We start from the raw sequence: 24233 nt of genomic DNA on the forward strand, positions 1-24233 counted from the left end.
AAACAAAAAGTATGTTTCGCAAACTGTCTTCCAACAGCGCTTGGCTGATTGCTTTTTTTGCTTGCTTTGCAGTGTACCTGTCGATCGCTTGTTATCCTTTTGTGTTGTCTAACAATCAGAATGAACCGCTAACCTTGTTGCAAGGTTACTATTTGGTTTCGACTCAATATGGCTGGCTGGGCTTGATCGCTCTTCCATTTATGTTGTTGAGTTTATTGCTCTCTTTTCTACCGACTCGAGTATTCAAAGGCATCGTGATCGCTATCGCGATCTGTCTATTGATTATGTTTAAAGTCGATATTCTCGTTTTTCAGCAATACAAACTTCACATCAACGCTCTATTAATCCGTATGTTTTTCGAAGGTGGTGATGATGTCTTCGATATTTCGTGGATGAGTTGGCTAATCTTCATCAGTGAAATTGCCGTTCTGGTGATCGGGCTCGCTTGTACCGTTTGGGTAAGTAATCAACTGGCACAAAGCCGAGCTAAGTTCGTTTTGATCAGCGTCTGGTTTGCTGTATTGCTTAGCACGCAGATGATTCATGCGTACAAAAACGCACTTTACGACGATGAAGTCAGTCAGTTTTCGAATAACTGGCCACTTTACTACCCGCTGACGGCTCGTAAATTTATTTACAAACACGACCTAGTGGATGAGAACATTGCATCGAAGAACCGCGTAGAGTTAACCAACATTGAACGTAGCTCACTCAACTACCCGCTTGCGCCGATTCAAGTGCAAAGCAAAGAGAAACAGCCCAATGTTTTGTTTATCTTGGTTGACGCGTGGCGCTACAGTGATGCGACGCCGGAAGTCATGCCAAATGTCAGCAAGTTCGCCGAAAAAACGGTGAATTTCACACAACATATGAGCGGCGGCAACTCAACTCAAGCGGGTATTTTCAGCCTGTTTTACAGCTTGCCAGCGACCTACTGGGAAAGCTTTTACGCAAGTCAACGCTCTCCTGTGTTTATGGATACGCTGCAAGCAGAAGGCTACCGCATGGGCATTTTTGGCTCAGCACCGCTCACCAGCCCGCCACTTTCTCGCACGGTATTCAAAAAAGTGTCGGACTTGACCCTGAAACAAACTGGAGAAACAACTGTCGAGCGCGATCAGCAGATAACAGACAAGTTCATCGAGTTCCAAAAGCAGGACAGCGACAAGCCGTACTTTGGTTTTCTGTTCTACGATGCCGCCCACGGCACGGTGTTTCCTGAACCTGAATTTGCGAAATTCAAACCATACTGGGAACGCGTTGACCACATTTTGCTCAACAACGATTTTGACGCTTCGCTTTACCACAATCGATACAAGAACTCGTTGTACTACATCGACAGCTTGATTGGTGATGTGCTGAAAAATGTCGACTTAGACAACACCATTGTGGTGATTTCATCAGATCATGGTGAAGAGTTTAACGACCATAAGATGAACTATTGGGGCCACACGGGTAACTACAGTGACGTTCAAGTACATGTGCCTCTTTACGTGTACATGCCAAATCGTCAGCCAGAGCAAGTTGATTACCGCACGACCCATTTTGACGTCGTGCCAACCATGATGAATACGCTGTTTGACGTTCAAGGCACAACGAGTTCATACAGCGTTGGTCATAACTTGTTTGATAGCTCTGCCTCTCGCGATTGGTATATTGCAGGCAGCTACTACAACTATGCATTGGTCGGCAAAGAACTGATGCTTGTGGTCAACCCTGGCGGGCACTCTCAGCAACTGAATCGCCAGTTAAAAGTCGAGAAAGAACAGAAAATTCCTGTCGATATCATTCGTCATTCTCTGGATGAGATGTCGCGATTTTACAAAAAAGGCTAGTGTCCAACATCGACGCCGATTGAAATAAAAAAGCCTCTTGGTTGTAAGACCAAGAGGCTTTTTCCTATCTGCTATTTAAGCGTGATGAGCGTGCATCAAGCGTGGCTGAATCAATAAGTTGTTGATGTATTGTAAAGCCACATAAGAGACAACAAATGTTGCCACAATCAACTCAAGACCAGCTAAGCCTCGCACTTGTTGAACATAGTGCGCAGCCAATCCTTGCAACTCCATCCAATTCGCCATTTTAAACAGCGCCGTCGCACCGATCACCATCGGGAAGGTAAACGCTGCATAGCCTGGGCTAAATGGCAGTCTAAGCAATTTAAAGAACGCGAGATATATGATGGCTGTCATCAATACCGCGATACCAAATAGCATAGCGATGATCACTGGTGATGGTGTCGCAGTGACCGTTAAGTACCCTGCCAATGATAGACTTGCTGGCGCCGCCATAATTGCCATGGTTGGTTTTGCTGCATCCGGAATTTCATGGGTAAACATGAAACGGTAAATCATCATCGGCAACATGATCGCGTACGCCACCATACCAAACATCAATGCACCTTGTGCCACTGGTGCTAACATAGGGTTGCCAGAGAAAGACACATCCGCAACGATGATACCCACAGGCGGTACAAACCAACTAGGAACCATGTGGTGCAATTCAAAATCTTTGGCGCGATGGTAAACAAAGCTCACCAAGAATACGATGTGCAAAACCACCGCAATCAGCCAAAGCGCATCGCCAGCTAATGGGTAAAAATGGCCGAGAGAGTTCGATACCACCATAGTGCCCATCGCAAATGTCGGAACCACGCTGCCCACAACCGGATGAGCAAGATCTTGTCTCAATAGATGATTATGTAGCAAAAACTTGGTTGCCAATATAGCCAACAATATGCTCGCGATACCCGCACTAATCCACTGTCCGTAGCCATGTAATTCGGCGAAGTTTTCCCAACTCCAGCCCAAGCTTGCAATACCAAGAGCCAAACCCGCCATTGGAGTTGGCGCTCCCATTACTTTTGCTTTTGTTCTTTGAATCATGATGACCTCAACCAGACTCACTCTTGATGAGACGTATAATACGCTTGCACTTCGTTCCGATATATCTAATTATTTAAAACAAACGTTCAGAATTACTTAACGGTGGGGTATGGCAAGTCACATTTCTCTTAAACAACTGAAAGTGTTTACGACGATCACGCAGCACAAAACGCTCACAGCGGCTTCTGATAGTCTCTTTTTATCGAAAGCCGCAGTGAGCATGGCACTCTCAGAATTAGAAAAGCAGATCGGCCATCACTTATTTGATCGTGTTAATAACCGACTGATTTTGAACCAAGAAGGTCAAAAACTACTGCCACTGGCGGATGAATTACTCAACCGAGCCAAGGACATCGAGAGCATTTTCGATGGTGACCAAGCGCTATCGGGCCAACTTCGCATTGGTGCCAGCGACACCATTGGCAACCAAGTCGCGCCCTATTTGCTTAGCGAATTTCGTCAGCAAACGAACCATCGTTCTCAAAGTCTGTTCATTTCTAACTCCGCACAAATCTGCGACATGCTGACCGATTACGAGTTAGACATAGCCCTCATTGAAGGCAAAACACTTCACCCTGAATTGCAGTCTACCCAGTTTAGCGAAGATGAAATGTGCGTGATTTGCGCGCCCAATTCCCCAGCCGCGCACGAAGGGCCAGTAAACTTAACCGAGCTAGAAAACAGTGAATGGATATTGCGAGAGGCAGGCTCTGGTTCACGCGAATTTTTTATGCGCGTTGTCGCGCCGCGCTTGGAACATTGGCATGAAGCTTTTCAGCTCAATACCACCGAAGCGTTGATCAACTCAGTATCGGCAGGGTTAGGCTTGGGCTGTTTGTCACGTTTGTCTGCAGAACCTGCTATTCGTGACGGCCGCGTAAAACTGCTCGACATGCCTTTAGATATGAAACGTCGCTTCTGGTTACTGGTTCATAAAGAGAAATATCAAAGCCCATTGCTCAAAACGTTTATCGAATTTTGCCAAGGTTGGGAGCGACCAACAAACCTTCCTTTGGCGGACAAATCCGCAAAGTGAAACCAAGATAGTTTAAATGCTAGTCAGTTAGTTGTACGTGTCTCTCATTCTGAGGCTTGTCGCTAGACTTGATTGGTCAAAAACTGTATAAAAAGCCAGTATCAATACACCAAATTAGGGGACCAACCATGGCTGTAATCGTCAAGTACGTGGTAGAACGCAATGGAGAAGAGAAAATGACTTTTACCTCTAAAGCGGAAGCTGACGCATACGACAAAATGCTGGATATGGCAGACGAGTTATTCTCACTGCTGGGTAAAAGTGAACTTCTAGAAGACGAAGGTAAGCAAGAAGATCTTGCAATGTACCTTGCGCAAAACAAAGAAGAAGTGCTTTACGCTCTGGGTGCAAAACGTAAACCTGCACCAAAAAAAGCAAAGAAGCTTGAAGCTGTTGAAGAAGATAGCGAGCAAGAAGACGCTGCATAAGCCTCTCATTTGTTTAGAAAAAACGTCGCATTATGCGGCGTTTTTTTATTCCTGAAGTTAAACACTCTCTATTTCATAAAAACTAACCCCGGTAAACTCGTTTTTAGTCACTAGATTTAAAAAGCTATTGTCGATATTTGAAGTATAGATGCTTATTGGAGAACCACTTAATTTGAAGAGCCTCGGGGTTGAAACTTTAGCACGATCAATAACAAAACGCTTATATGGTCTAGTTCTATGAACTCTGCCATTTGGCTTGTAGTTTATCTCGCACAGTTCAGTATGTAATGCATCCAATTTAGAAGTCACATTAAGTGCATACCAAATGGAGTTATCCACATTTACAGGTAGGAATTCACAACAATCTCCGAGCGTATCTTTGAACAAGCTCGCAATATCATGGCGAACTACGTACGTACAGCTACCCCAGGCAGCAATCATTGGTTTTATTAAGTCATCGGAATCATCATGCCGGAGCCAATCAAGTGTCAATGGTTGCCAAGTTGATATTTTTGAAGCTCCATTGAATATTGGTAAAACTTCATTATTCACGTCGTCTAAACCCAATAGGCTCGTGTGCTCTAGATATAAATATTTATCCACATCTGGCTGAATACCAAATACCTTAGTAAAAGTTTGTTTTTTAAACTGCAATTTCATTCGCCCTTATTTTTCTGGTTATTGGAAACATGCCCATTTTCAAGTCGTCTCCAATATCCTCTAAAACCTCAACGATATCTTCTCTATCTGCATCCTGAGCAATCGTATTTTCAAGTAAATGTTCAACGTTCAAATAGTAAAATGAAGTATGGATACAGGAGTGAGAATAAGCTTCAACCATTTGCGAATGGGGCACATGTTTATTCCATCTTGGTAAAAATACACCATTTTCCGCACTATCTATATCGATTCGAAATGCTGATAGCCTCATTCTGGACTTTGCAGCTCTAATGTCTTTCCATGATACAATATGATGAGCAGCTACATTCTTAGGACGACATTGCCCTGTTTTTTTAAGGATGTTTTTGGCCAAGCGATAACTATGGGCCTTATTATGCTCCCACCTTATATGTTGATTAAGTAAAAGATCATCTTTGGATATCACCCCTCTCTTATACTTAATAGAATCTATCACTGAACCTGCATAAAATATTTGAAATTGCGAAGCTTGCTTGGAAGCGAATAACTTATCACCAGTCACATTAAACAAATCTCTTTCCAGCTCAGACGTTGTAACCGTAACGACTTTTTTACCCATACTGATCTCATTGAAAATGCTTAAAAACGTAGATCAACCTTAATATGAATCAATATGAATATAAAGGATTATTTATCTCAAAACCGAGCCGCCTCAAGCTTGCGCCAAATTTATTTGAACTTATACGACACCTTGTTCTAAACAATTAAAAACATACCTCTGTATCTCGAAAGAACTCGCCAGAATAGGAAAACGCCCTTTCTTTCTAGAGCCGAGACAAGAAACTGCCTTCTATCGTTTCAGCAAAACTCCCCCAATAGACCACCTCGTAGCCACATTTCTCATCAGACAAACATATCTCTAAAAAGACAAAAGGTATCCATCTACGGACTTTCTCCATTTCCCCTCTTTAAACTCCCCAACACTCTCTTTATGATGACTGACAACTTAATTATTTCTTGTCAGTGAACAGACGAGACACAAGACTCAACACATGGAGATCAACTATGGCTTTCTTCTCTCTAGCCTTTGGTACGGCAACTAAAAACCGCGACGGCAAAATCATCGAAGCGTTTTTCCCAAACCCAGTTCTTAACCCAAGCGAAGCGCTTGTTAACGCACTAGCAGCAGTAGCAGGTTACGAGCAAGGCAACCAAGCTATCGAGATCTCTGCAGCACAAAGCGCAGAACTGGCAGCAGCATTTGAAGCAAACGGCGATGCGGCAAACGCTTCTTTCGCAGCAAAAGCAGCAGAATCAGCACAACCACTTGTACTGGTTATCCTTGCAACTGACGAGCAGCCACAAAGCGTTGCTGAAGGCTTCCTAAAACTTCAACTTATCTCTAACCGCCTAGTTCAACCGCACGGCACGGTACTAGACGGTATCTTCGGTCTACTACACAACATCGCATGGACTAACGAAGGTCCAATCGACCTACCTGAACTGGCAGAGCGTCAAATCGAAGCTCGCCTAGCGGGTCGTGCACTAAGCGTAGATTGCGTAGACAAGTTCCCTAAAATGGTGGACTACGTGGTACCAACTGGCGTTCGTATCGCTGACACTTCTCGCGTACGTCTTGGCGCACACGTTGGCGAAGGCACAACGGTAATGCACGAAGGCTTCATCAACTTCAACGCAGGTACAACTGGCGTGAGCATGGTTGAAGGTCGCATCTCTGCTGGTGTAGTGGTTGGTAACGGCTCTGACATCGGCGGCGGCGCATCTATCATGGGTACGCTATCTGGCGGCGGTAAAGTTGTGGTTTCTATAGGTGAAAACTCGCTACTAGGCGCGAACGCAGGTCTTGGCTTCCCAATGGGTGACCGTTGTACTATCGAATCAGGTCTATACGTAACTGCTGGTTCTAAAGTACGCATGCTAGATTCTGACGGTCAAGAAGTCGAACTGGTGAAAGCACGCGATCTTGCTGGAGTTTCTGACCTACTGTTCCGTCGTAACTCTGTAACAGGTCAAATCGAATGTCTTGCTAACAAGAGCGCGGTTGAACTGAACAGCGAACTGCATAAAAACAACTAATAAATAGTTAAGAAAAATCCCCCAGCAGGAAACTGTTGGGGGATTTTTTAGCTTAAAGAAAAATGCGTGATTACTGATTTAAAAAGCTGACCGCTTTATCTGGGAAATCAGTAAACAAACCATCCACTTTTACTTGGTTGTAGTACACATCCATCATGCCTTCAAAGCTGTCAGTGTACGCTGGAATGCGTCCTGGATCGGCGCGGAACGTGTATGGATGCACTTGCAAGCCAGCGTCTTTTGCAGCCTTCATCAACGGCTTGATGATGATATTGTCTTTGGTTGACTTATCATCCACCAGCATCGGCTTCCAAGGTCCAATTCCTTCCGCGTAACTCGCTACTTTCTTCATTCCGTCGGCTTCGAACATCCAGTCATAACTGTATGGTGTTGCCTTGTCGCCTTTGTACACCATAGTTTCGTTCCAGTCCGTGTAAGCCATAAGCTGAACGAGCTTTAAGTCCATGTCCATTGCAGGCATGAGTTCACTGTTGATGCGTTGAAGTTCATTCGCATCAAAACACTGAAGGTAGACTTTGTCGTCTTGAGAGCCGTAACCGTACTGCTTCAAGACTTTAAGTACTGCTTTAGAAATGTCCTTACCTTCATGACGATGGAACCAAGGCGCTTTAATTTCTGGGTAAATACCGATGTCATAACCCAGCGTTTTGTTTAAGCCTTGGATCAGCTCAATCTCTTCAGCAAACGTCGGCACGGTGAAGTCAGATTTCCACATAGGGAATCGGGTTGGATAGCCCGCTACTTTGTTGCCTTTCTCATCGATGTTGAACCCTTCGGTAACTCGCAAGGATTTGATTTCCGCCAGAGTGAAATCAATCGCGTAATAACGACCATCTTTACGTGCACGATCAGGAAAACGCTCCGCAACATCCGTTACGCGATCGAGATAATGGTCATGCAACACGACCAACTGGTCGTCTTTCGTCATTACCACATCTTGTTCTATGTAGTCAGGTTTCATTGCGTAAGCAAGTGCTTTGGCTTCTAGCGTGTGCTCAGGCAAGTAGCCCGATGCGCCACGGTGCGCAATGACAAGCGGCTTCGCAATCGCACCAGCAGAGAGGCTAAGTGCTAAAAAAGTAAGACATACTGACTTTGTTTTCATTGTTATTTCCTTGATAAAGCGAAGAGGCAGTATTCCACTGCCTCTTTAAATAAATATTACGCTAGCGCTTCCTTCTCGCGCTCTTTTTGCTCGTGGTGCGCACGTTCACCTAAGAAGGCGTACATCAAACACACGATAGAAGTAATACAAGAACCCACTAAGATGATAAAGCCACCATCCCAGCCAAAGTGGTCTACGGTGTAGCCCAAAATCGCGTTTGCGGCAACTGCCCCACCCAGGTATCCAAACAAACCAGTAAGACCAGCGGCAGTACCTGCGGCTTTCTTCGGAGCGAGTTCAAGTGCGTACAAACCGATCAGCATAACCGGACCATAGATTAGGAAGCCAATTGCAATAAGCGCCATCATATCTACTGTTGGGTTGCCCGCAGGGTTAAACCAATAAACCATCACTGCAACTGTCACTAGAACCATAAATAAGATACCAGCAGGTGCACGACGACCTTTGAACAATTTGTCAGAGATCCAACCACACAATAGTGTTCCTGGAATGCCAGCCCATTCGTATAAGAAATAAGCCCATGACGATTTATCTACCGAGAAATCCTTCGCTTCTTTTAGGTAAACCGGTGCCCAGTCCAGTACGCCGTAACGAATTAGGTAAACAAATGCGTTTGCAATTGCAATCGACCAAAGAAGTTTGTTGTTGAAGACGTATTTGAAGAAGATTTCCTTCGCTGTCATTTCTTGTTCATGGGACTTGTCATAGTCATCTGGGTAATCGTCTTTGTACTCTTCAATCGGAGGCAGACCACAAGACTGAGGGGTATCGCGAACCGTCATCCAAACAAACACAGCAACCAACGTGGCGAAAAATGCAGGAACATAAAATGCAGTGCGCCAATCATCGTTAAATGCCCATAGGCCAAGAATAAATAGTGGACCAATCAAGCCGCCACCCACGTTGTGCGCCACGTTCCAAACCGAAACGATCTCACCACGCTCTTTACGTGACCACCAGTGCACCATGGTTCGGCCACAAGCAGGCCACCCCATCCCTTGGAACCAACCGTTTAAGAAAAGCAAAATGAACATCGCAGTGACGCTACCAGTCGCCCATGGCATAAAGCCAAAGCAAAACATCACTAATGCAGACATCAATAGGCCGCCACTAAGGAAATAGCGAGGGTTGGAGCGGTCTGAAACGCTGCCCATTAGAAACTTAGAGAGACCATATGCAATGGAAACAGCTGCCAAGGCGACACCTAAGTCTCCGCGGCTAAAGCCTTGCTCGATAAGATAAGGCATCGCCAAACTGAAGTTTTTACGAACTAGATAGTAACCGGCGTAGCCAACAAAGATACCGATAAAGAGTTGCCAACGGAGGCGAGAGTAGGTGCTATCGATGCTGCCAGGGGACAGACGATCAATGTGCGCCTTAGGTTTGAATATTCCAAACATAGGAACCTCATTATTTTGTATGCGATGGTAAAAACACAAAAGGAGCGAACGAAACAAAATAAATCTTCGTTCGAAAGTTCATGAATTGTATGGAGTTAGGATTTTATTTCTGTGACAAATGTTGCACATGGATTAAATATAAGTAAATACAGTAAATTATATGAGCATTAATTAGATCATCGTTCAACTTTACTCAAGATTCGTTAATATGAAACTGACATTCAAACCTCTCACTTGAGCATTCCAATTCGAAACCTTTGAAACAAAGGCTCGAATTAGAACATAAACTAACCGTAAAAAGGGCGATTTACGCCTGCCCTACTCGCTCCGAACCAACTAATAACTAAAAAGCTGAAAAACGATCACGTTTAGCATCAAACGAAATAAAAAAAACAATTTTTATTTGAATACAAGCCGAAGCAATGATTCACAAACACAAGACATTAACAGCGTTTATTCTCTTCTCAACTCATCCTATTGGTATCAATGGGATGACGATTTTTCTAAAAGTCCAAACATGACAGCGTATTTTTTTATATCACTGCTAGCCCTTGATACATTTGACATTCTCCTACTCCTTTAGGGTTAACTGCTGCACAAGTTCTGTGTAATAAATCTCCAAGCACGTAGCAGCTTCACAAAACTCCTCTTACCAGTTGTGCATTCTTTTTCACATCGGTAATTTGAGCGCTCTCAACACTGGCCTCGTGACAAATAAATTATTTTCGTTGTGTTCTTTTCCGGTTAAAAGATGCGCCATTTAACAAAAACGAAGACTTTGATTAACAAATTTATGCTCAAACGCTCATTTTTAACGCTCGTTTGTTTTCGCAAACGTTTATATATGCACAATAGTACCGTGCTAGACAGGCAAAAATGATCAAAGGACTTTTAACATGACAACGAACAAACACCCCTCTCTGCTCGGAGAATGTTTGGCCGAGTTTATCGGTACAGGACTACTTATTTTCTTCGGCGTAGGCTGTGTTGCAGCCTTAGTTCTAACAGGCGCATCATTTGGACAATGGGAAATCAGTATTGTATGGGGCTTCGGTGTCGCCATCGCTATTTACTGTACGGCTGGCGTCTCTGGTGCACACATCAACCCTGCCGTTACCATCGCACTTGCTATGTTCCATGGTTTTGATAAGGCGAAAGTGGTGCCATACATTATCGCTCAAATGCTTGGGGCATTCTGTTCTGCTGCATTGGTATACAGCTTATACAGCAACCTTTTCACCGACTACGAAATCGCTCATAACTTCGTTCGCAGCAGCCAAGATGCACTAGCAACTGCTGGTATCTTCTCAACCTATCCGCATGCCTCCCTCTCTTTCTTTGGTGCTTTTGCTGTGGAATTCGTTATCACTGCTGTGCTGATGTTTGCGATTCTGGCTCTGGGCGATGAAAATAACGGCGCAGCACGTGGCGCAATGAACCCTCTATTGATCGGTATTTTGATTGCCGTCATCGGTGGTTCACTTGGCCCACTAACAGGCTTTGCGATGAACCCTGCTCGTGACTTTGGACCGAAGCTGTTCGCTTACTTCGCAGGTTGGGATTACGCTCTGACAGGTGCTAAAGACATTCCTTACTTTATCGTGCCTTTACTTGCTCCGATTGCAGGTGCGTGTTTTGGTGGTTGGTTGTATCCAAAAGCGATTGCCGCTTACCTTCCACAACAAGGCCACGGTTGTACGATTCCAAACCAATGTGAGACGGAAGAAGAAACAGAAGAAGCTAGAGCTTAAAACTGACGTAACTCGAACATTTACTAAAATATAAATAACGAAACAAAAGGATTCTTACCATGACTGAGCAAAAATACATTGTTGCCCTGGACCAAGGTACAACAAGCTCTCGCGCAGTGATTCTTGATCACGATGCGAACATCGTAAGCGTCGCGCAACGCGAATTTACTCAGATTTATCCAGAAGCTGGTTGGGTTGAACATGATCCAATGGAGATCTGGGCAACACAAAGCTCTACTTTAGTAGAAGCTCTAGCTAAGTCTGGCATCCGTAGCGACCAATTAGCGGCTATCGGTATTACTAACCAGCGTGAAACGACCATCGTCTGGAACAAAGAAACAGGTAAACCCGTTTACAATGCGATCGTATGGCAATGTCGCCGTACTGCTGATATCTGTGAAGATTTAAAAGCACGCGGTCTCGAAAACTATGTACGTGACAACACTGGTTTGGTGCTTGACCCTTACTTCTCAGGTACCAAAGTTAAATGGATTCTGGACAATGTTGAAGGCGCACGAGAAGACGCAGAAGCAGGCAAGCTGTTGTTTGGTACTGTCGATACTTGGTTAGTTTGGAAGATGACTCAAGGTCGCGTTCACGTAACCGACTACACTAACGCATCGCGTACCATGCTGTTTAACATCAACGATCTATGTTGGGATCAAAAAATGTTAGATGAGCTTGGCATCCCAGCATCTATGATGCCAGAAGTGAAGCGCTCATCGGAAATTTACGGTAAAACCAACATCGGTGGTAAAGGCGGTACTCGTATTCCTATTTCTGGAATCGCAGGTGACCAACAAGCGGCGCTTTACGGCCAAATGTGTGTTGAAGCGGGTCAAGCGAAAAACACTTACGGTACGGGTTGTTTCTTGCTAATGAATACTGGCCAAGAAAAAGTCACTTCGACACATGGCCTTCTAACTACTTTGGCTTGTGGTCCTGCAGGCGAACCAGCTTATGCACTTGAAGGCGCCGTATTCATGGGTGGAGCTTCTATCCAATGGCTACGCGATGAATTGAAAATCCTAAACGGTGCAGAAGACTCTGAATACTTCGCGACAAAAGTGGATACATCAAACGGCGTTTATGTCGTGCCTGCATTTACTGGTTTAGGCGCTCCATACTGGGATGCCTACGCACGTGGCACGATTGTCGGCCTTACTCGCGGTGTGAATTCAAACCATATCATCCGTGCAACATTGGAAGGCATCGCTTATCAAACTCGTGACGTACTGGATGCGATGCAAGCTGACTCAGGCATTAAGCTTGCGAACCTTCGCGTCGATGGTGGTGCAGTAGCGAACAACTTCCTAATGCAATTCCAATCCGATGTATTGAACACAGAAGTACACCGCCCTCAAGTAACTGAGGTTACCGCTCTTGGTGCAGCCTACCTTGCCGGCCTTGCAGTTGGTTACTGGGATAGCATTGATGAGTTGCAGAATAAAGCGGTACTTGATCGCACCTTTGAGCCACACGATGATGAAGAAAAACGCAATCGTCGTTACAAGGGCTGGAAACGTGCAGTGAAATGTGCACAAACCTGGTCTGAACTTCACGACGAAGAAGATTAATCTCATCTCCATAAGAAAAAAAGAGCGCCATTTGTGCGCTCTTTTTGCGCTTTATCCCCGATTCCTGAACTCGCTTACTTCTCACAACGAGCAAATTCGAGCACAATAGAGCTTCGAATTTGAAGCATTGGCCGTTACCAATGCACAAGGGAGTGGTAAGTGAAGCAAATACCTCGACACCAGCAGATTGTTGAGCTGGTGAAAAAACAAGGCTATGTCAGCACGGATGAGTTAGTAGAAAGATTCAATGTCAGCCCACAAACCATCCGACGCGATCTCAATGAACTCGCCGATGACAACAAAATTCGTCGTTATCACGGTGGAGCCACTATTCCTCTCAGTTCTGAAAACACATCTTACAACACGCGTAAAGCGCTCAACTTCAATGAAAAAGATGTCATTGCAGACGAGGTAGTCAAACACATTCCAGATGGTGCCACACTATTCATCGATATCGGCACCACACCAGAAGCAGTTGCGCGAGCGCTCAATAAAAACCATAAACAGTTGCGTGTTGTCACCAACAACATCAATGTTGCGACCATTCTTTTCCCTAACCCTGAAATCAAAGTCATCTTAGCGGGTGGAGAAGTCCGCAGCAGAGACGGCGGTATTGTTGGCGAGGCTACCCTCGATTTCGTTAAACAGTTCCGTCTCGACTTTGGCATTCTCGGCATTAGCGGTATCGACTTCGATGGCTCGCTATTAGACTTTGATTACCACGAAGTCCGGGTCAAACAAGCGATCATTGACAATAGCCGTAGTGTATTTCTTGCCGTAGACCACACCAAGTTCGGGCGCAATGCTATGGTGAAACTAGGCAATATTGCACAGCTCAACATGATCTTTACCAATAAGCAGCCACCAGAAGAAATCTTGTCAATTTTGAAGGAAGCTTCTATCCCACTTGAAGTGGTTGAAGCTAACGAATCAAACTCCGAAAACGAGTAACGTCAATCGTATAACTCCCCCTCAAATGACCTCTGTCTTAATTAGACAGAGGTTTTTTTGTGTCTAAATCACACAAAACGCTCACAAACGAAAATAATAGATGATCACAAACGAAACCTGAGCTAGGATTACATTATGTTCTAAAATGCTCGTTCGCTCACCAAGAGGTCAAATTTATGAGTATACAAAATAATGCTTCCACTACTAGCTCATCCACTACCTTAGACTTGATCGTAATCGGTGGCGGCATTAACGGAGCTGGTATTGCAGCAGACGCAGCTGGCCGAGGTTTGAGTGTTGGCTTATACGAAGCAAATGACTTCGCATCTGCGACTTCTTCAGCAAGTTCTAAACTGATACACGGCGGTTTACGCTACCTTGAACACTACGAGTTTCGTTTAGTTTCGGAAGCGCTCGCAGAGCGTGAGGTTATTCTTCGTAAAGCACCACACGTCGCACTACCAATGCGTTTCCGTTTACCGCATCGCCCATTCCTACGCCCAGCTTGGATGATTCGTTGTGGCCTTTTCCTTTACGATAACTTGGGTAAACGTACGACGCTGCAAGGCAGTAAAACCGTCAACCTTGCGAAATCTGGCTTGCTAAAACCAGAAATGAAAACGGGTTTCGAATACTCTGACTGTTGGGTTGATGATGCACGTTTAGTATTACTGAACGTTCTTGCGGCTCGCGAAAACCATGCTGAAGTGCGTAACTACTGCCGCGTGGAAAAAGCACACCGTGAAGGTGGTATCTGGCATGTTACTATTCACGATGTGATGACAGACCAACGTTTCGAACGTAAAGCGAAAGCGTTAGTCAATGCTGCGGGGCCTTGGGTAAAACAGTTCTTTGATGATGGATTAGAGCAAGCCTCTCCTCGTAACATTCGCTTAATCAAAGGCTCGCACATCGTTGTTCCTCGTATCCACAACGAACCGCAAGCCTACATTCTTCAAAACAAAGACAATCGCATCGTATTTATGATTCCTTACTTAGATAAGTTCTCAATCATTGGTACAACAGATGTGGAATACAAAGGTGACCCACGTGAAGTGTCGATCTCAGATGACGAAGTCGATTACCTCATTGATATCGTAAACCAACACTTTGTCCACCAGTTGACTCGCGAAGATGTAGTTTGGACATACAGCGGTGTTCGTCCTTTATGTGACGATGAATCTGACTCTCCGCAAGCAATCACACGAGACTACACGCTAGAGCTCGATGCGGAATACGACCATGCACCTCTGCTTTCTGTTTTTGGTGGTAAGTTAACGACCTACCGTAAGTTAGGTGAAGCAGCAATGAAGAAACTTGCTCCGTTCCTACCTGAAATGGGTAAAGACTGGACGGCCAACCAAACCCTTCCTGGTGGTAACTTCAGCTGTAGTCGTGAACAATTAGCGAAACAAATTCATGCTAAATACACTTGGGCGCCAGAAGCATTGATTCTTCGTTATGTCACTCAGTTTGGTACCCAAACGTGGAACTTAATGGAAGGTACAACAAGTGAAGCTGACTTAGGACAAACGTTCTCGACACAAGCCGGTGGTGTTTACCAACGTGAGATCGATTACTTAATGAACCATGAAATGGCAATGACCGATGAAGACATTTTATGGCGCCGTACTAAGCTTGGTCTTTACATGAACGAGGAAGAAAAACAGGCCTTAACGGACTATTTGAAGAAAAAGCTACAACAGAAAGTGGTTAATCTTTCTCAAGTTGGCTAACAGCTCCCCTCCCTCCCCCCACAATAAAGCCTGCTTAGTTGCAGGCTTTTTGTTTTGTTGTTTAAGCACAACACCTTGGTGCGCTCCACTCGATTGCAAATAAGAACAACTATTCATAGACATTTGGCGTTAAATACAATCATACTCATTTGAAAAATAATGCATCAATGACTTCAGAGTACCGTACTCAGAGCATTGCCTCTGTATGGCAATGCAATTCTCGCGAAAGAAGTATCTTGAGGTTATTTTGGTATCGGCTCAAACAAGGAAAAGAAAATGGGTTTTATGATTGAACATTGGGACTTCTCAACCCCAGAAGCAACTCAACAATCCACCACGGCAGAGCAAATTCAAGCTAAGCATTGGTACCATTGCGAACGGCTGCATCCTGATATTCGTGGTTGGCTGGAGCAAAACCAAGTACCTCGAGCTACGGTTGATCATCTATTAGCCGACGAAAGCCGACCATCTTTCCATCCTTTAGATGACGAGAACTTCATGTTGATTTTACGAGGCGTCAATATGAACGGCAATGCATCACCAGAAGATATGCTTAGTATTCGAATTCTCTACTTTCAAGGCGCACTCATTTCAACTCGTAAAATTCCATCACGCGCGATCATGGAGATTCGCCAAGCATTAGCGGAACACAAAGGCCCAAAAAGTCTTGCTAGTTTACTTCATCAGATCATTGAAGGATTAAACAGTAAAATAGACATTTACCTTGATACAATTGAAGAAACACTAAACCAGTTCGACGTGAATGATGAATCGACGTACAAACATATGGCGACTCAAAAAGCACTGATTTCTATCAAGCGTTTTATTCGCCCTCAGCAGTACGCTATCCGTGATCTTGTGGAGTCAGAATCAGAATTGATTGCTTTGAGACCTCATCAATATCGCTTCGCACACAATAATATTACGCGCATAAATGAAACACTTGAGTTTTATCTTGGAGAAGTGGCGCTTTTCCAAGAAGAGATCAAACATCATCGTGATGAGAAAACCAATAAAAACAGTTACCTGTTTACTTTGGTAGCAACGATTTTTCTACCAACCAGCTTCTTAACAGGTTTACTCGGTATCAATGTTGGTGGAATGCCAGGCGTGGAATCCACCATGGCATTCACCTGGTTCTGCATCGCCTTAATTGTCATTTTTGGTCTAGAGTGGTGGCTATTTAAACGCTTGGGGCTCACGAATAAAGCGGACGACGAAGACGAATAAACACTAAACCTATAAAGAACAAAAACCAAAAGAGGAGCACGCGGCTCCTCTTTTCTCTACTCACATTAGAATCTTATCCGGGGTGACCATCCACACGAGGGGTCACAAGCATCACACCAAAGCGCCACACAAACAGCCCAAACGCAACAATCCATAATCCGCCGCTGATATCAATCCACAGCATCATGTTCGCTGGGTCAAAGATCACGGCGAAACTGCGAACCAAAGCTGCCGCGGTAATCGCTGTAAACGCAAGGCTCATGTTTGGCCCTTTGTAGATCATGCGACCAGTATGTCCCATCGTCACCCGTGCAATCATCGCTAAAATCAAACCGCCTAACGCACCTATCGCAAACAGGTGAATGAGGTTATGGCTGGCAAATGCATCTCCCCAGACGCCTCGCAAAATTAAGCTTAGTGGTAAACACAAATACGCAGCATGCAGCGACCACACTAAAGGCTCGCTCAGGGTTAACCAAGGTTTCCAGCGAACAAAACGCACCAACTGAGCAACACCTGCAAATAGCATCAAAGGACTACCTAGTTCTGCAAACGTCACAGGGAAAAAGCTCAGCACAAATAGCATTACCAATGGCAAGTTCGCGAACCACTCTAACCAAGCCAATGGTTGCGCTTTTTCGAAATTAAATCGACGCGCAGTAAAAAATGGAATCACACGTCCGCCCATCACTGACAACAGCAAGGTAAACCACCACAGCATTGCTTGCCACACCGCTGAAGAGCTAAAGGGCGGCATACCTTTTATCGTTGCGTAGCTTGCAAAGTTCGCAAAGATGGCTAAAAGAAACAGTGGAACGAAAAACAAATTACGCCAACCTTTGGCTCGATACACACGAATGCCCACCTCATAGGCGACAAACAGTAAAAATACCGCTTCGATACTGCTGGTTAACCATAACGGTGCTGGTGTCCAAAGCAATATGCGGGGCACTAACCACAAGCCAAATAAAGCCAGAAGCATGTAATGCTTGGTACCATTAATGCCAGTCCAGTTTTGTACCGCGGTCAGTACAAAGCCAACTACAATGGCCATCGAAAAACCGAACAACATTTCATGTACGTGCCACCACAATGCAGGCACGGCTAATGCGTTTGGCTGTCCGCCTTGGAACATCCACACCCACAACGCAATCGCAACAATGGCGTAAATCGACCCAAACAGAAAAAACGGCCGAAAGCCTAATCGCAGCCATGCGGGGATTTTTTCTTCTACTTTTTTATCGGTGATATTCAGCATTATCTTGCCCTCAAGCGTCTCTCGATGCTGGTTAACTCAACTACATATTGATGCTATCATAAACATGTATAAAAAATACATGTTTATAATTAAGATTATACTTAAGAGGTAAAGTTGTGCTTCAGATGCGGGTTAGGTATAAACATGAGAGGCACAACTATCAGTTAAGGGATGCAACGACAATGTACATATTTGGCTATGGCAGTTTGATTAATTCTGCGTCGCGTAAGTTAACCGGACAAACGGGAGAAGCCATTCCCGTCATAGCACATGGGTTGGTTCGCTACTGGGGGAAGATTGACGACAGCTACAGCCTCTCTCCATTAGTGGTGAACCAAGGCGATGGACAGGTTAATGGCGTTTTACTCGAAGTAAATGAAGAAGCGCTCGCAGAATTCGACCGCCGTGAGCGAGGTTATCATCGTATTCAACTTCAGCCAGATCAAATCGAAACAGATGCGAGTTTTAACCAAGAACATGACATTTGGGTTTACGTAAAAGACGAGCCACTACCACCATGCGAAAAGAGCCCAATCATGCAAAGTTATGTTGATACCGTACTGGCAGGTTGCTTGGAAGTTTCCCACGCGTTTGCAGAGCATTTTGTGCGTCACACCATTGGCTGGCAACACGCGAAAGAAAATGACCGCCACCAACCCAAATATGGCAACCTTGCAGGCGTACAAGATCACCATTATGAGTTGATTGATAATCTAATAAAAAAAGGAGCCTAACGGCTCCTTTTTAGTATCTATGTTTTGCTTACGCGAGCTTAAAACTTGTAATCAACACCAACGTACAGGCTGTCAAAATCAAAATCTTCGCTGCCACCGTTTTCGGCATCAATACTTACCGAAGAAGCACGGTAGCCACCAGATACAACCAAACCTGAAGCGAACTCATAACCAGCCTCAACACCGTAGTTAAAGCCTACATCACGACCATCATCGGTAACAGTGCTAGATGATTTCACTTCATAAGAAACACTCATTACACCAAGGCCAGCAATCGCACCAACATAGAAGCCTGTACCTGCAAATTGGTATTTAGGCTTCGCATTGAAATTGAACGCAGAAGCATCAACACTAAATTTAACCGGCCACCCCATGTAAGAAAATGTTTCTTCAAAGTCGCCAAAGTATATGTACTCACCTTCAAAAGCTAGTTTGAAGTTTTCTGAATATTGAAGCTCTTTACCTACAGCAAGGCTAAGACCTGTCGCAGAAAGATCTTTTGACAAGCTTTTAACTTTAAGATCTGAATTTACCAAATCAGCACCAACATACCAGTTACCTTTTGCTTGAACTGATGCTGAAGCAACCACTGCACCTAAAGCCAATAATGGCAATACTTTTTTCATTATAATTTCCTAATTTTTCATACTGTTAGACAGCTTTTAAAAGCGCGGAGATTATAAATAGAGTTGAATACTTTCCTATTGATTTGTTTATAAAATGAGACACAAAACATAAACATGAACAATAAAACGTTTGCTTGATTAAACTCTAAACAGCTCGAGTCCTATTAAGTACTAGAGTTACCACAAGTAGCAAGTTTCCAAACCAGTCGCGTTTTTCAGTATTTTTACAGCAATATAATCCTTACGTTTACGGCTTTATTTATTACTCAATAGAGTCTATTTCATGAAAACAATTTGGCTTGATATGATGATTTAAAGTGTTTAGGACTGTCTTACTAAAGGTTTGTGCATATCTAAGTAGCTGTTTAAAATAGTCAGATTATTGAGCTCACACTTGGGCAGTGCCAACGGGAAATTTACATGGCAAAGCTAAAAGATATCGCCATTGAAGCAGGCGTCTCACTTGCAACCGTATCGCGGGTTTTGAACAACGACCCAACGTTGAGCGTTAAAGAAGAAACCAAATACCGCATTTTGGAAATTGCAGAAAAACTGGAGTACCGCACCAGTAGCTCGAAGAAAGGCATCAAAGAAGCTAAGCAAAAACATCACTTTTTAGCCTTATATAACTACAAACAAGAAACAGAGGTGAATGACCCTTACTACTTATCAATTCGTCATGGGATTGAAACGCAATGCGACAAATTAGGTATTACGCTAACCAATTGCTATAACAGTGAAATTGATGTTGAAACGAAAAAGATAACAGGTGTCCTTTTAGTCGGAAATGTCGACCAAAAGGTAGTAGATAAATTACCTAAACGTCTAGCCGATAGCATTTGCTACATAAACTTTTCAGATCCAACCTGCCCTTATGATTGCGTTGATGTCGACCTTATTCGAATCAGTAGGCAAATAGTTGATTTCTTTGTACAACGAGGCCACCGCCGCATCGGTTATATTGGCGGTCAAGACAAGCACGACGCAGCTGACACTCGTGAAAATGTGTTTTTGGACTATGGCTATCTAAAAGGCGTGGTCGCAGAACATGATATACACTATTGTGCCTGCTCTAGTTTGTCCGGTTATAACTTAGCGAAAGAGATGCTAGCCAAAGGTGACTTCCCGAAAGCAGTATTCATTGATTCAGACTCCATCGCGATTGGCATAGTACGTGCAATCCATGAATTTGGCTTAAAGATACCAGAGGATATTACACTGATTAGTATGAATGATATTCCTACTGCTCGCTTTACCTTTCCGCCGTTGTCTACAATTCGTATTCACTCTGAGTTGATGGGAACTCAGGGAGTGAACTTACTAGTGGAAAAATACCGAGATGGACGCTTACTCCCTCTTCATGTATACGTTCAAACAGAGCTTAAACTACGTGGTACAACTCAATGATACCTTTTCCATTAATCTCTTTTATGAATTAAATCTGGAACATCCCCCCCTAACCCAAGATATTCATTTTGCACAATCAGTACTGTTTCGGCGTAACGCCGATAACTCAGCGGGTAGTAAGAAGTTCAACAACAAATCACTCTAAGCACCATGAGTGCCCCAAATGTTTATCATTTAGAGGTGATGGTCGAAGAAACCAACTCGCGTAGCCAAATGCCTTTGTCTTCATTGTTTCGGCTGGAATGCCACAGCATGGCAATATCAAAATCCGCAACGGCGATCGGCGGCTTAACAGTAATGAGATCGTCCGAAAAGCCCTCCGCCAACGCCATTTTTTCTGGCACGATGGCAATGAGATCGCGCTTTTTCAATAGATGCCGAATAGTGAGAAAGTTGCGCGACGCCACGGTGACTTTGCGGCTCAAGCCATGTTCTGCGAGCTTTTGGTCTACTTGTGTCTTTAAGCTCCCATCGGGACTTACCAGAGCTTGCTCGATGTTCGCGAACGCTTCCAGAGACAGCTGTGTTTCCCCTTTCAACACCTGTTTATCACACATGCACACGTGTTTTTCGGTGTACAAGTACAAGCTCTCAAAGTTGTCATCCAACACCGGCATGCTGCCAATAATGACATCGAGCTTTTCGTGCTCAGCTAATGCCACGTAGTTGCTACGATTGACGTTAATAAAACTGATCTGCGCCTCTGGGGCGCGCTGGCGTATTTCGTCATAAAGCCGAGGAGCAAAGATAAACTCGGCATAATCCGTTAACCCGATGCGACATACACCCGCGTAATTTTCAGGTTGGAAGGCAGACTTAGTGAGCAAGTCTTTGGCGATAGAATCCAACAAGTGATGCACAGTTGGCGCGATGTGGTGAGCGTGCTCGGTGGGCTCCATCTTGTGCCCTTTTCGCTCAAAAAGCGGGTCGTCAAACAACAACCTTAAACGAGACAAACTATGACTCATCGCCGACTGGCTAACGTAACTTTTCTCTGCCGCGACGCTAACGCTTCGATAGCGATACAAGTAGGAAAACGTCACCAATAAGTTCAAGTCAATGTTGCGCCACTGAATGTCCTCTTTCACTCCAACATCCTCATCCCATTTCATTCATAGATGAAATTAAAATCATCAATTTGAGTCATTTTAGAGCATTCGATAAATTAGCAACAATGCTTTTTAGATAAACAGGCTCGACATGTTCACCATATTCAAAACTTTTTTCTGGCTGGGTTGGTTCAGCTTCGGCGGCCCGGCGGCTCATATTGGTTATTTTCGCCAAACCTTTGTTGAGAAACTGAAATGGCTTGATGACAGCGAGTACGCGCAAATTGTCGCGCTCAGTCAGTTTTTGCCGGGACCGGGCTCAAGCCAAGTTGGCTTTGCTTTAGGCTATAAACGTGGCGGTTTAGGTGGCGCATGCGCAGCATTTGTCGGATTCACGCTTCCTTCGGTGATCATCATGTTGGCGCTGGCGATGGTGAGCAGCCAAATCACCGACACCGCAGTGTTCCAAAACATCGTTCACGGCCTAAAACTGCTCGCAGTCGTCGTCGTGGCGGATGCGACTTGGGGCATGTACAAAAACTTCTGCCAAAGTAAACTGACCGCGGGTTTGTGCGTCGCGACTGCGATTGCGTTGCTGGTGGCACCAAGCATCATGACGCAAATGTTCGTGTTGATCGCAGCAGGTTTTGTCGGTACGCGATATCTGAAGAAAGACTCCGCGTCATCAGCCGAGCCGTTTAAACCGTCTATCGCGCCATTGGCTCTATTTGCGGTGCTTTTACTCGGCTTACCATTAGTGGCTCATACGTTACCTTTGCTTGGGCTGTTTAGTGATTTTTTCCAAGCTGGTAGTTTAGTGTTTGGTGGCGGTCATGTGGTGCTGCCGCTTCTGCAAAACATTGTTGGCGACCAGCTCAGCCAAGATGCATTTTTAACAGGCTACGCCGCTGCACAAGCTGTACCAGGGCCAATGTTCACCTTTGCGACTTTTATCGGTTATGAGCTTTCGGATACGCCAATTTTAGGCGCTCTGATCGCAACGCTTGGCGTATTCCTCCCAGGGTTTCTTTTACTGCTTGGCGTTCTTAAAAACTGGCAAGCACTGGCAGGCAAACCGCTGGTCTCCGGCGCCATCAACGGTGTAAATGCCTCGGTAGTAGGGTTACTACTCGCGGCACTTTACCAGCCAGTATTTAGCAGCGCAGTTGTTGCTCCCATCGACATGGCGTTAGTGATTGCGGGTTTCTATCTACACAAAAAGCTCAACCTTTCGGTACTATGGATGATCGTGTTTTTTGTGGCAGCAGGCCTTGTCACGGGCATGATGTAGCCTGCTGATACGCCAACTATTGAATCTAGATAAACCACGGGCACTCAAATACGAGTGCCCTTGCTTAGATTAGATAGTGAAAACGGAACAGACCCCGATAAAAAGAGCATCACAAATTGTGACTTAACTTCTCTCGGTTAAGCCATTGTTCATTCTTACCAACTTAACCGCATCATGACGAGAATGGACATCGAGTTTTTTGTACAACTTGTATATATGGCTTTTCACTGTACTTTCAGATAAAAAAAGTCTTGAAGCAATTTGTTGATTTGAAATGCCGTACACAAGTAGCTCTAGAATCTGTTTTTCTCTGCATGTTAACTCATCATGCTGCTGTTCTTCGGACAAATTTGCATGCCGATAATTGAGGACTAACTTCTCTAGGTACATTCTTGGTAGCCACAACCCACCTTTCAGTACGTATTCCGCGCCATCACATATATGTGTCACTGATGCACTTCGGAGCAAAATTCCTTTTAACAACTTCCAATGCAGTAAGTCCGTTTGTACTTTTTCACAAGGGACGTTGTGAAGCATAAAGGACCACCCAAATAGATCAAAATCTGGTAACTTTCCTTGTACTTCAAGCTGACGCATAAAATCGTAATCAATAAACATCAAATCGATACTGAGTGAGTGACTTCTGAACACCACTTCATCTGGTTGCATTATCTTTACATCGACATCATGAATGGAAGACAGCTGTTTTTTTATTAAGTTACTTTGTAAATTACTCTCAGCTAGCAGTATCAAGTGCTTCTTTTCCATAGTCCCACCACATTAACTTACCTGTTTCACCAACCCCCGTTAGAAAATTAATTGGGGATAGCAAAGAGAATTTATCTTCATTTTAAGTAGAAAATATAGCACTTCAGAATGATATCGCATTGCTTTTCAGCACCGAAAAAGACTTAAAAAGTATGAACATGTTATATTTTTATCCATACTTTTCAACCTGTGTTAGCATAAGGATATGATTTATAATATTAAA

At 44.3% G+C, this 24233-nt stretch carries 21 protein-coding genes; 12 read left to right on the forward strand and 9 right to left on the reverse strand.

The genetic code is table 11. From position 1 onward, the window contains the following. The first annotated feature begins 11 nt into the window (after positions 1 to 11). Positions 12 to 1835 (forward strand): DUF3413 domain-containing protein, encoded by a 1824-nt coding sequence (locus IJ23_RS04470; RefSeq protein WP_033905554.1) that lies wholly within the window; start codon positions 12 to 14, stop codon positions 1833 to 1835. Between the two features lie 75 nt (positions 1836 to 1910). Here the strand turns inward: IJ23_RS04470 and IJ23_RS04475 are convergent, their stop codons facing one another. Then, complete coding sequence (locus IJ23_RS04475; RefSeq protein WP_017636010.1) at positions 1911 to 2885, reverse strand: TDT family transporter; 975 nt, start codon at positions 2883 to 2885, stop codon at positions 1911 to 1913. Between the two features lie 109 nt (positions 2886 to 2994). On the opposite strand from IJ23_RS04475, the gene IJ23_RS04480 reads away from it, so the two are divergent. Continuing rightward, positions 2995 to 3921, forward strand: a complete 927-nt coding sequence (locus IJ23_RS04480; protein ID WP_033905555.1) for a LysR substrate-binding domain-containing protein — start codon at positions 2995 to 2997, stop codon at positions 3919 to 3921. Between the two features lie 128 nt (positions 3922 to 4049). Then, positions 4050 to 4349: a YebG family protein gene (locus IJ23_RS04485; RefSeq protein ID WP_005386503.1), complete on the forward strand. Its 300-nt coding sequence runs from the start codon at positions 4050 to 4052 to the stop codon at positions 4347 to 4349. A gap of 57 nt (positions 4350 to 4406) precedes the next feature. Here IJ23_RS04485 and IJ23_RS04490 read toward each other — a convergent pair whose 3' ends face one another. Both IJ23_RS04490 and IJ23_RS04495 read right to left on the reverse strand, forming a co-directional pair. Next, entirely contained in the window at positions 4407 to 5009 is a 603-nt protein-coding gene (locus IJ23_RS04490) for a hypothetical protein (protein WP_033905556.1), read from the reverse strand. Beyond that, the gene (locus IJ23_RS04495) at positions 4993 to 5607 is read right to left on the reverse strand and encodes an AHH domain-containing protein (protein WP_033905557.1); all 615 of its coding nucleotides are present in this window, start codon (positions 5605 to 5607) and stop codon (positions 4993 to 4995) included. Before IJ23_RS04495 ends, IJ23_RS04490 begins: the two co-directional genes overlap by 17 nt. Positions 5608 to 6053: 446 nt before the next feature. On the opposite strand from IJ23_RS04495, the gene dapD reads away from it, so the two are divergent. Continuing rightward, positions 6054 to 7085 carry a 2,3,4,5-tetrahydropyridine-2,6-dicarboxylate N-succinyltransferase gene (dapD, locus tag IJ23_RS04500; RefSeq protein ID WP_033905558.1) on the forward strand — a complete coding sequence of 344 codons (1032 nt, stop codon included), beginning with the start codon at positions 6054 to 6056 and terminating at the stop codon, positions 7083 to 7085. Between the two features lie 70 nt (positions 7086 to 7155). Here the strand turns inward: dapD and glpQ are convergent, their stop codons facing one another. Both glpQ and glpT read right to left on the reverse strand, forming a co-directional pair. After that, positions 7156 to 8211, reverse strand: a complete 1056-nt coding sequence (gene glpQ / locus IJ23_RS04505) for a glycerophosphodiester phosphodiesterase (RefSeq protein WP_005380201.1) — start codon at positions 8209 to 8211, stop codon at positions 7156 to 7158. A 56-nt stretch (positions 8212 to 8267) separates the two neighbouring features. Beyond that, the gene (gene glpT, locus IJ23_RS04510; protein ID WP_005380199.1) at positions 8268 to 9632 is read right to left on the reverse strand and encodes a glycerol-3-phosphate transporter; all 1365 of its coding nucleotides are present in this window, start codon (positions 9630 to 9632) and stop codon (positions 8268 to 8270) included. Positions 9633 to 10528: 896 nt separating this feature from the next. Here glpT and IJ23_RS04515 point away from each other — a divergent pair. The 5 genes from IJ23_RS04515 (at position 10529) to IJ23_RS04535 (ending at position 16877) form a co-directional block, all read left to right on the forward strand. Next, positions 10529 to 11383: an MIP/aquaporin family protein gene (locus IJ23_RS04515; RefSeq protein WP_005380195.1), complete on the forward strand. Its 855-nt coding sequence runs from the start codon at positions 10529 to 10531 to the stop codon at positions 11381 to 11383. Positions 11384 to 11442: 59 nt separating this feature from the next. Further along, positions 11443 to 12960 (forward strand): glycerol kinase GlpK, encoded by a 1518-nt coding sequence (gene glpK / locus IJ23_RS04520; RefSeq protein WP_005380193.1) that lies wholly within the window; start codon positions 11443 to 11445, stop codon positions 12958 to 12960. Positions 12961 to 13119: 159 nt separating this feature from the next. Beyond that, a complete protein-coding gene (locus IJ23_RS04525; protein WP_005380192.1) occupies positions 13120 to 13911 on the forward strand; it encodes a DeoR/GlpR family transcriptional regulator in 792 nt (263 codons plus the stop codon). A gap of 176 nt (positions 13912 to 14087) precedes the next feature. Next, a complete protein-coding gene (glpD, locus tag IJ23_RS04530) occupies positions 14088 to 15647 on the forward strand; it encodes a glycerol-3-phosphate dehydrogenase (RefSeq protein ID WP_033905559.1) in 1560 nt (519 codons plus the stop codon). A gap of 276 nt (positions 15648 to 15923) precedes the next feature. Then, positions 15924 to 16877 (forward strand): CorA family divalent cation transporter, encoded by a 954-nt coding sequence (locus IJ23_RS04535; RefSeq protein ID WP_005391702.1) that lies wholly within the window; start codon positions 15924 to 15926, stop codon positions 16875 to 16877. Positions 16878 to 16950: 73 nt separating this feature from the next. Here IJ23_RS04535 and IJ23_RS04540 read toward each other — a convergent pair whose 3' ends face one another. Then, the gene (locus IJ23_RS04540) at positions 16951 to 18135 is read right to left on the reverse strand and encodes an NnrS family protein (protein WP_033905560.1); all 1185 of its coding nucleotides are present in this window, start codon (positions 18133 to 18135) and stop codon (positions 16951 to 16953) included. Between the two features lie 182 nt (positions 18136 to 18317). Between IJ23_RS04540 and IJ23_RS04545 the strand changes: the two genes are divergently transcribed. Next, positions 18318 to 18869, forward strand: coding sequence for a gamma-glutamylcyclotransferase family protein (locus tag IJ23_RS04545; protein WP_025768214.1), 552 nt, complete (start codon positions 18318 to 18320; stop codon positions 18867 to 18869). 38 nt (positions 18870 to 18907) lie between these two features. Here IJ23_RS04545 and IJ23_RS04550 read toward each other — a convergent pair whose 3' ends face one another. Beyond that, positions 18908 to 19495: an outer membrane beta-barrel protein gene (locus IJ23_RS04550; RefSeq protein WP_017820436.1), complete on the reverse strand. Its 588-nt coding sequence runs from the start codon at positions 19493 to 19495 to the stop codon at positions 18908 to 18910. A gap of 420 nt (positions 19496 to 19915) precedes the next feature. Here IJ23_RS04550 and ebgR point away from each other — a divergent pair, with 420 nt between their 5' ends. Then, entirely contained in the window at positions 19916 to 20902 is a 987-nt protein-coding gene (gene ebgR, locus IJ23_RS04555; protein WP_033905561.1) for a transcriptional regulator EbgR, read from the forward strand. Between the two features lie 170 nt (positions 20903 to 21072). Here ebgR and IJ23_RS04560 read toward each other — a convergent pair whose 3' ends face one another. Continuing rightward, positions 21073 to 21990 carry a LysR family transcriptional regulator gene (locus IJ23_RS04560; protein WP_152560881.1) on the reverse strand — a complete coding sequence of 306 codons (918 nt, stop codon included), beginning with the start codon at positions 21988 to 21990 and terminating at the stop codon, positions 21073 to 21075. A 112-nt stretch (positions 21991 to 22102) separates the two neighbouring features. On the opposite strand from IJ23_RS04560, the gene chrA reads away from it, so the two are divergent. Then, complete coding sequence (chrA, locus tag IJ23_RS04565) at positions 22103 to 23242, forward strand: chromate efflux transporter (RefSeq protein ID WP_017820434.1); 1140 nt, start codon at positions 22103 to 22105, stop codon at positions 23240 to 23242. Between the two features lie 123 nt (positions 23243 to 23365). Here chrA and IJ23_RS04570 read toward each other — a convergent pair whose 3' ends face one another. Then, positions 23366 to 24010, reverse strand: coding sequence for a helix-turn-helix transcriptional regulator (locus IJ23_RS04570; protein WP_005380169.1), 645 nt, complete (start codon positions 24008 to 24010; stop codon positions 23366 to 23368). Between the last annotated feature and the right edge of the window lie 223 nt (positions 24011 to 24233).

Origin of the sequence: Vibrio sp. OY15 (assembly GCF_000742455.1) — a bacterium.
Taxonomy (GTDB): Bacteria; Pseudomonadota; Gammaproteobacteria; order Enterobacterales; family Vibrionaceae; genus Vibrio; species Vibrio alginolyticus.